Annotated in this window: 5 protein-coding genes; 3 read left to right on the top strand and 2 right to left on the bottom strand. The window is 69.0% G+C overall.

Annotated features, from left to right (window positions below; translation table 11 throughout):
• Positions 1–204: P-loop NTPase fold protein (locus AC3EUJ_RS36660; protein ID WP_431969249.1), on the bottom strand; the 204-nt coding region annotated here is incomplete at its 3' end.
• Positions 205–356: 152 nt separating this feature from the next.
• Between AC3EUJ_RS36660 and AC3EUJ_RS36665 the strand changes: the two genes are divergently transcribed.
• A complete protein-coding gene (locus tag AC3EUJ_RS36665) occupies positions 357–2,747 on the top strand; it encodes a helicase associated domain-containing protein (RefSeq protein ID WP_431969251.1) in 2,391 nt (796 codons plus the stop codon).
• 192 nt (positions 2,748–2,939) lie between these two features.
• Here AC3EUJ_RS36665 and AC3EUJ_RS36670 read toward each other — a convergent pair whose 3' ends face one another.
• Positions 2,940–3,860 carry a hypothetical protein gene (locus AC3EUJ_RS36670; RefSeq protein WP_431969253.1) on the bottom strand — a complete coding sequence of 307 codons (921 nt, stop codon included), beginning with the start codon at positions 3,858–3,860 and terminating at the stop codon, positions 2,940–2,942.
• Between the two features lie 1,833 nt (positions 3,861–5,693).
• On the opposite strand from AC3EUJ_RS36670, the gene AC3EUJ_RS36675 reads away from it, so the two are divergent.
• Positions 5,694–5,819 carry a hypothetical protein gene (locus AC3EUJ_RS36675; RefSeq protein WP_431969255.1) on the top strand — a complete coding sequence of 42 codons (126 nt, stop codon included), beginning with the start codon at positions 5,694–5,696 and terminating at the stop codon, positions 5,817–5,819.
• Positions 5,820–5,943: 124 nt separating this feature from the next.
• Positions 5,944–7,002 (top strand): hypothetical protein, encoded by a 1,059-nt coding sequence (locus AC3EUJ_RS36680; RefSeq protein WP_431969257.1) that lies wholly within the window; start codon positions 5,944–5,946, stop codon positions 7,000–7,002.
• The last annotated feature ends 347 nt before the right edge of the window (positions 7,003–7,349 follow it).

Here is a 7,349-nt window from a genome sequence, read left to right on the forward strand (position 1 = left end):
AAGGTGCTGGATCGCCATCTGCAGGACAGACGATTTACCAGAGCCCCAGGGTCCGATGAGTGCGAGGACTCCGGACTCGCTCTGCGCGCGCACCTGATGGAGGAGTTCGACGGCGTGCTGGGCGAACTGCCAGCGCCCCAGCAGGTCAGGAGCGGCGGAGCTCCCGTCGACAGGATCATCGTTGAAGAATCTTTCCTCGGCCATCCGCTTATCGTGCATCACTGTGCCTGACTGGAGGCAGAGGAATTTTGGGGCCGTTACAACCCGTGGTGAACAGCGGGCCGGGGAGAATACCGTCTATGAGCACTAGCACCTCCGCCGTCCTTGGTCCCGTTGCCGGGCAGGTTGTGTTGCGCGTGGATCAGCAGGCTGGCCACGACCGTGCGGTGCGGTATCTGCGCCGGCCGGGCACCCGCGGCCTGTACGTCTCGGCGTGCGGGACGGGCAAGACGCTGGTCGGCATCCGTCTGGCGGGCACGCTCGGATCACAGCTCACTTTGGTGGTGGTGCCGACGCTCGATCTGATCGCGCAGACCGCTCTGGCCTGGCGCAGAGATGGCCGGGCTGAGGCGATGGTGGCGGTGTGTTCGATGGACACCCGGGCGCACCCAGGTCTGGCGGAGGCGAATGTCGGCTCCACCGGGGACGCCGCAGGCCTCGCCGCGGTGCTGTCGGCGGTCGGCACTGGGGTCCTGCGGGCGGTGACGGTGTTCTGTACCTATGACTCCCTGGACAAGGTCGAGGCGGCGCAGCGCATCGGCCGCAGCGTGCCGCCGTTCGATCTGGCGGTCATGGACGAGGCGCACCGCATCGCCGGCCGTGCGGACAAGAAGTGGGCGGCCGTCAACGACAACGCCCGAATCCGCGCGGACCGCCGCCTGTACATGACGGCCACTCCACGCATTTTCGGTGGTCCGGATCTGGCGGAGTCCGCGGACGTGCGCCGTCCGCGCCGCCGCCGGGCCGCGGAACCGGACCTGGAGGCGTCGGCGAACTCGATGGATTCCGAGCCGGTCTACGGCAAGAAGATCTTCGAGTATCCGCTCGCCCAGGCGGTTGCCGACGGGGTGCTGGCGGACTACCGGGTGATCGTGCCGACCATCAGCGACGAGGAGCTGCGCACCCGCCTGAATCTCCCCACCACGGCGACCGCCCCCGGCCTCGCCTCTGGGGCCGGGGGTGGGGATGCGCTGCGTACCACGGCCCTGTATCTGGCCGTGCTGAAGACGATGGCCGCACACGGCCTGAAGCGGGTCCTGGTGTATTTCCAGCTCGTCGCCGATGCGAAGCGGTTCACTCGCGAGCTCGGCCACACCCTGCGCCTGCTGCGCACCACTGCTCCCGGGCTGTGCCCGGACCTCGACCCGCTGACGCTGTACGTCGACGGTGACCACACCCCCTCCGAGCGTGCCGAGGTCTTCGCTCGTTTCGCCCAGGCCCCGTGCGCGATCATGGCGAACGCGAAGGTCGTCGCGGAGGGCGTCGACATTCCCAGCGTCGACGCGGTCGTCTTCGCCGATGTCTCCCGCAGCGTCATTCGCGTCGTCCAGGCCCTCGGCCGCGCCTTGCGCCAGCCCGCCGACGCTGGCAAGGTCGCCAGCCTGGTCATCCCCGCCTACATCCCACCCGCCGCCAACGCCCTCGACATCCTCGGCACCCCCTACGAGCCGGTCTGGGCGATCGCCACCGCGTTGGCCAGCCACGACCACCGCATCGCCGAGCGTCTCCCGAACAAGGCCAACCGCCTCCCCCGAGAGACCCGCGAGCTGATCGCGCACCGCTGGCACTTCGATTTCACCGTCCAGCCCGAACGCATCGCCCGGGCCATGGACCTGGTCTCCTTCGACCCCCGCGCCGCCGAATCCCGCCCCCGCCGCGAAGGCCTCGCCTCCGCCCAGGCCTTCCACGACGACCACGGCCACCTCGACGTCCCCGCCGACTACACCGACCCCACCGGCTACAACCTGGGCGTCTTCATCACCGGCATGCGCGACGCCCGCCGCACCGGCCGCCTCAACCCCCACGACCCCGCCGACGCCGCCTGGATCGCCGAACTCGACGCCCTCGACATGATCTGGGACAAACACGACGCCACCTGGCGTGCCCAGCTCACCACCGCCGCCGACTACCACGCTGCGCACGGACACCTCGCCATCCCCGTCACCGCCCCCGGCGGCACTTTCCTCGCCGAACAGCGTTCGCTGGCCGCCAACGGCCGCCTCGACCCGGCCCGCGCCGCCGACCTCGCCGCCATCGACGCCCACTGGCGCCTGCCCCACGGCCCCGACTGGCACCGCAAATACCACCTGCTCCGCGCCCACCTCGCCGCCGGCCACAACCCCGGCGACCTCCACATCGACATCGTCATCGGCACGGTCAAGATCGGCCGCTGGCTCCACCGCCAGCTCACCACCTTCACCACCCTCGCCCCCGGCCAGCAGCAGCTCCTGGCCGACCTCGGCCTGACGCCGGCCACCAACCCCCTGAAGGCGCCCTCCAAGGCCCGCCGGACGTTCGCCCAGACTGTCCAGCTCCTCGAGCTGTTCATCGCCCGGGAAGGGCGGCCCCCCACCGCCCGCGAGGAGATCCGCGTCGACGGAGACACCGTCAAGATCGGCCCTTGGCTCGCCAAGGCCCGCACCAAGCACCGCGCCGGCCAGCTCCCGGCCGACCACGCCACGCTGATCGCCTCCCTGTTCGACGGCGACTGGACCGACGACACCACCCCCGTCAGCGAGTTCGCCTGACCGCCCGGCAGTTCGCCTGCTGATGAGGAGCTGCCCGGCCTGATGGGGCTCGTCCGTGCTCAGGAATGGGACCGACCTGCGCGCTCCGATTCCCCACCCGCGGGTGTGACAAGCCGGCGGCGCCAGGAGCCCTTCCCGTCAGCCAGTCGGCTACTGTGACGCGCCGATAATCAACGGCGGTGAGATCGCCTTTCAGCCGGGCTGGGTGCCCGGCATCAACTCGACCCTGATGGTGTCGCTCTGCTGGATGAGGTAGATGGCGTCCACGCGCCGATCCCAGCCGACTGGCAGAAGGTAGAACCTGCCTCCCCGCTCGACCAGCTGGCGCAGGCCTGTGTACCGGTAGCGGAAGCGAAACTCTTTGCCCAGATCCACTACCTGTACCGATGGGCCGGTGATGCTGAGGCGGTCCGTGGAGTAGAGCGCCACCGCCGTCCTGCTCAAGAGGTTTCTGGCGTCGTTTTGGGCGTCCTGCACTCCCAGTTGGCCGGCCATGAGCGTTGCCGCCCAGAGAAGGAACACTGCGGCTGTGAAGGTGGGGACGGCCCTGTCGCGCAGTCCTTGGGGACGTCGCCCGCTGTTTGCTGCCGTGCTCTGGCCGATGAGGAATCCGGCAGCGATGGTGACGGGTGCGAGCCAGCGGAACGGCTGTATCGCCTGCCAGGCGATCACCAGGGCGATGCCAGCGAGGACGATCCAGACGTGGGCTCTGGCAACAACGCCGAACGCGCGGCCAGCAGCAGCCGCGAATCTGGGGGGCAGCAGCGTCGTGGGCAGAAGGCTGGGCCCCCGGGCCAGGAGGACAGCGAGTACGCAGATGATGACGACGGGCGCCCGGATGAGCCCGAGGCTGTGAATCACGAGCTCACCGAAGCCAAAGCCGAGCGCGAAGATGCTCACATGGAAGTAGGAGTAGTAGGCGTTGGCGTAGATCACGCCGAGGTAGAACATGACGGCGGCGAAGAAGGAGGCCTGCGCGATGATGCCGTTGGCCAGCTGCGTTGCTGACGTCGCGGGAGGAGACTCGGGCCGTGGCGCCAGTGTCCGAATCCGCCTGGTGGCGTGGAACGTGTAAGCCCGGCGCCGCTGGCGCCGCTGCCGGCGGGTGCTCACTGGCCCTCATCCTGGGGCGCATCCGCCGTCGGGGAGGCATCCGTGGGAAGCGGAGCCGTAGGGGACGGCTCAGCGCCGTCAGAGGGGCCATCCACAGAGTCAGCCGGTACACAGACGGCTTCGGGGTCGCTGCCGTCAGTAGGTTCGTGATCTGGCCAACTCGGCACCTGGCCATCAGGACACTCCACCGGGGCGCTGTTGGTCGGGTTGAGGGACAAACCGTTGTTGTCCTGCATCGGTCCCGTCTGCGGAGGGCTGGCTGCAGGGACTGGATCGCCCCCGTAGGACCGCTGTGTCTCGCCAGGAGTAGGCAACGCCGATCCCGCGCCAGTTCCCCCGCCCGACTCAGGTGCGCTGGGAATGCTGGGTCTTCGATCCGGCTGCGGCTGTGGTGCTGTCGCACACCCCGTGACGCATAGCGCAACGAGCAGGAAAGCAATCAATCCGTACACTCTTGCCGGTCGCGAACGCATGCCCCGCCCCCCGAAGCTTCCCAATTGAGCGTAGCGCTGACAATCCGGATGGTTCTCCAAATCAGACAACAAACAATCCCGGCCAGCGCCAGCGCCAGCGTTCGCCGAAGGCACCCAGGTAGCTTCCCCAGCGACACCGCCGCCACGACCCCTGCTGCGCGGACTTGCGCCACCAGATGTGAGCAGGCACCCACGCCACGTCTTGTGACCGCCGGCAATGGGTCAAGGCCTCGACACAGGCATGCTCACCCGCGCCAGACCCCGGCTGTCGTCGACCTGCCGGGTACCCACCCATGGCCCCGCTACTTGCTCAGCTGCGCGAGGATGCGCTGCGCTTGCCGCTCGGAGATGTTCTCTGCCTCGGCGATCTGGCCGGAGCTGATCCCGGGCGCGGCTTCGACCATGGCGCGGACGCGCTCGAGGCGCTGTTGCGCGCGGGCGAGGCGGGCGTCGGTCTCGGGCGTGCGGGGGGTGGACTCCTTGCTGCCCTTGGGACGGCCGGCGTCGGCGCGCTCGCCGGGGCGGCTGTCGGGCCAGGCGTGGATGGTGCTGCGGTACCAGGGGCGACGCCCTCGATGGTCTTGTCGGCCTTCGGGGCGTAGCCGTGGTTGATGTACGCGCGCCAGGCCTCCGGCTTGAGGTCGATGCCGAGCTTGACCAGCTCCTCGCGGGCCTCCTCGCGGTCCAGGAGATCCCCCTGGGGGACTCGTCGGCGGGCAGGGTGGGGACGTCCTTGCCGACGAGGTGTGCCCTTATCTGGGCCTTGTCCCAGTACCGCGTGCGGGCGCCGGGGCGGCTGATCGGGTCGGGCAGCTCGCTGGCGAGGGCGGGCGACAGCGCTTGCGGTTGGCGAGCTCGGCGATGCCGTTGGCAAAGATTGCGGTGCGGCCGGCGGGGATCACGGCGGTTCTCCTTGGGTCTGCACGCCGGTGTGGTGCTTCCGGCGGTGCGGTGATGGTCTGCGGGGGAGTGCCAGGTGGGCGTCGTCATCTGAGTGTCAGTTGTGACCCGATGCAGTGGGGGAGCGTCATCACTGAGTCAGCATCAGATCGCTGGCATAGTGCGGTGACCTGCGTCTGCCGACCTGATGTCCTGGCACTTCGTGGCGCTATAGGTTGGCATGGCGCGGCATCGATGCAGGACGTTTCGGTGGTACTCCTCGACCTCGATCCGGCCAGCGGCAGCTCCTGGCCGACCTCGGCTTGACGCCGGCCACGAACCCCCTGAAGGCGCCCTCCAGGGCCCGCCGGACCTTCGCCCAGACCGTTCAGCTTCTGGAGTTGTTCATCGCCCGGGAAGGCCGGCCCCCCACGGCCCGCGAGGAGATCCTCGTCGACGGAGACACCGTCAAGATCAGCCCTTGGCTCGCCAAGGCCACACCAAGCATTGCTCCGGACAGCTCCCGGCCGACCACGCCACGCTGATCGCCTCCCTGTTCGACGGCGACTGGACCGATGACACCACCCCCGTCATCCAGTTCGCATAACCGTCCGACTGATTCGCGCGCCGACGAGGAGCCGTTCGTTTGGTCGGTTTCGCGGTGGTGGAAAAGCTGTTGGCTGGTGATCGCGGAGCCGGGATACTCCGCATGTCCAGGGCGGGGGAGGTGCATGACGGTGTTCGCGTGTGCGACGTGCGACGCCGTGCTGAGCACCCCGCTGTCACAGGTCGCACTTCCCGCCCATGCCCGCCAGACCTGGGGACACGGCCTGCTGCCGGTGCTCATGGAGGCGGGGTCGTACGCAGTCGACCCGGAGCCGTTCGGGCCTCCATGGCGAAGCTGGAACGAGGTCGACGAAGACGAAGCGGCAGCCCGTGGGGTGTTCGCCCCGGTGGACTCGCTGCCCTTCGGCGACCCGGGAACGATCGTCGTCGCGCCCGGTGACACCCGCGGCACCGTCCTGATCCCGGAGCGATGCGACGGCTACTGCTGCGGGCTCGACGGGCGCGACGGCCCGAACCTCGCCTGCGAGCACTGCGGACAGCCCGTGGCGACCCGCATCGACGACTGCTCACTCTGGCAGGCCGTGCGGTTCGCCCCGCGCGCCGTACGCCGCATCCCCACCGGTGACCCCGCACCCCAGGCAGCAGACTGGCAAGCGCTGGCCACCGAGGTGCATCCCACCCCGCCGGTCGGCCCCTCCGGCGCCTGGAGCCCGCAATGGGCCGCGGCAGCCGGCGTAGCGCTGGCCCACCTCCTGGCAGCCTCGGACGGCACACCCGTGACCGTCCCCGACGGCCTGGCCGCGGAAACCCTCCGCCGCACCCTCGACACCCTGCTCCCGCAGGAGCCGCCAGCGAAGACGGCGGCGTTGGCCGGCCCAGGCCTGCTTACTCCGGGGCCTGCTCTCGACATCCTGCTCGTTCCGCAGCATCCGCGGACAGGGGAAGCGTGGCAGCCGTCCAGCAGTGCGAGGACGGTGCCCCTGCCTGCCGACGTGTGGACACACCTGGCCTTCCACCAGGAAAGGCTGCCCGTGCCCGCAGCAGGTGGACTGCCCGCCGGTGTCATCCGCGACGACCCACTGCCGATGCATCCATGGAGCGTGTTTCGGCCCGACTGGGGAGTTTTCCTCTACACGTTGGCGCGGCTCCCCGCCGTTCGGCAGCCGTGGCTGCGCAGAATCTACGACCGGGTGAAGGATCACCCCTACGCTCGGCCCTTCTAGGGGAGCCCCTTGCCGCGAGCGGTAGCTGACGTTCTCTCACGCTAAACACAAGATGGCTAGAGGCTCCCCCGCGCCGGTAGGGAGGAGAGGAGAATTCGGATTCTCAGAAATTTTTAGGGGAAGGAAGCACCTGTACTCCATGTAGCCAGAGAGACCAACCTGAGACCCAGTCACCCGCCAACCCCCGCACTGTAGCCAGCTCGGCCCGCGCCAGCGGGCCGCAGAGGACCGAAGGCGAAGCCGAAGGTCCGTCAGGGACGCGAAGCGGACCTGACCCTGAAGGCGCGTTAGCGCCATAAACTAGGCTGAAGCGAAGCGGAAGCCTAGTCAGGCCCGAAGGGCCGGCA

The organism is Actinacidiphila sp. bgisy160, assembly GCF_057707815.1.

What these genes read in the sequence shown, in the direction of transcription:
- AC3EUJ_RS36680 (WP_431969257.1), top strand. Translation starts at nt 5,944, where the DNA reads ATGACGGTGTTCGCGTGTGCGACGTGCGACGCCGTGCTGAGCACCCCG.